General features: G+C 48.1%; 3 protein-coding genes. All 3 read left to right on the top strand.

What is annotated here, in order from left to right; all coding sequences use genetic code 11:
- Nucleotides 1-49 precede the first annotated feature (49 nt).
- The 3 genes from B4967_RS00590 to B4967_RS00600 all read left to right on the top strand — a co-directional run bounded on the left by B4967_RS00590 (nt 50) and on the right by B4967_RS00600 (nt 1,228).
- A complete protein-coding gene (locus B4967_RS00590; RefSeq protein ID WP_083022989.1) occupies nt 50-322 on the top strand; it encodes a transposase in 273 nt (90 codons plus the stop codon).
- A gap of 112 nt (nt 323-434) precedes the next feature.
- Complete coding sequence (locus tag B4967_RS00595) at nt 435-983, top strand: DDE-type integrase/transposase/recombinase (protein WP_161491457.1); 549 nt, start codon at nt 435-437, stop codon at nt 981-983.
- A gap of 2 nt (nt 984-985) precedes the next feature.
- Nucleotides 986-1,228 carry an integrase core domain-containing protein gene (locus B4967_RS00600; RefSeq protein WP_161491458.1) on the top strand — a complete coding sequence of 81 codons (243 nt, stop codon included), beginning with the start codon at nt 986-988 and terminating at the stop codon, nt 1,226-1,228.
- The last annotated feature ends 31 nt before the right edge of the window (nt 1,229-1,259 follow it).

Genomic DNA, 1,259 nt, shown 5'->3' on the forward strand with positions numbered 1-1,259 from the left:
CCTGGATTGCCCCTAAAAAAGTAGACACCTTTTTTCGAGAGAAGGTGTTATGAAATACAAATGTAGCCCCAGGTATTCAGATGCGTTTAAACGTGACGCCGTGCAAGCGTCACTTTCTTCGCCGCAGACACAGACAACGCTTGCTGCCAAACTATGTATACATCCGAATACATTAAGTCGTTGGCGCAAGGAGTTGACCATGGATCACACATCGTCTGACAAGAAAATTGCCAATGTTGGCCCTGAAAAAAGCGTTCAAGAACTTGAAAATGAAATCAAGAAGCTGAAAAAGCAGCTAAAAAGGATCACAGATGGAGACTGAGATCTTAAAAAAGGCGGACGAGTACTTTATCAAGCACGGCAAATAAAATTTGCTTTTATTGAGGCTCATCGCCAATGTCGGTGGCCGCTCTCAATCACTTGTGAAGTACTCGGTGTCTCTCGATCAGGTTACTACCGATGGAAAAGACCGCCAACGACAACCTGGAAAAATGCAAAAGCGTCATCAGAGCATCACGTTGTTTTTGCTAGAGCGTGCCAAGAAAATGAACAGTGTGCCTGGTTATCGGAAGCTATGGATGGAAGCGCAAGATGAAGGGTACCGCTGCGGAAAGAATCAGGTTCAGCGCCTTCTTCAAGAAGCAGGCTATCGCTCCTGTACCGCCTTAAAACCTGGGTATCGACGCGCCGAGTCGACGCTCCCCGTTTTGCCTAACCTATTGAATCGACGATTTTCAATCAGCGAGCGAAACAAGGTTTGGGTCTCGGACATTACACAGATTCGCTGCCGGGAAGGATGGCTCTACCTAGCGGTTGTTATGGATCTAGGGACTCGACAAATCGTTGGTTATGCACAAGGAGCCGTCAAGAGCGCACGGCTGGTGTTAAACGCGCTGGAGTCAGCTTGGAAGCATCATCAGCCGGCGGGAAGGGAGTTGCTCTTTCATTCTGATCAAGGCACACAGTATCGCGCGAGGAGGTAATGATGTGGCTGAACGACCGTGAGGTCACAATCAGCATGTCTCGCCGAGGAAATTGCTGGGATAATGCCTGTGCAGAAAGCTTTTTTGCCATGCTCAAAAAGGAATGGACAAAGCCGTTAGGCACGATAGAACGAAGCGATATGGGTGACCAGGTTCGTTACTATATTGAGGAGTTCTACCTAAAGATGAGAAGGCACATGACGCTAGGAGGTCTTACTCCCAGCGTCTATGCGGCGAACAGTTAACCCAAGTGTCTACAAAAATGGGGCCATACCA

The sequence above is a fragment of the Vreelandella lionensis genome (assembly GCF_002087295.1).
Taxonomy (GTDB): domain Bacteria; phylum Pseudomonadota; class Gammaproteobacteria; order Pseudomonadales; family Halomonadaceae; genus Vreelandella; species Vreelandella lionensis.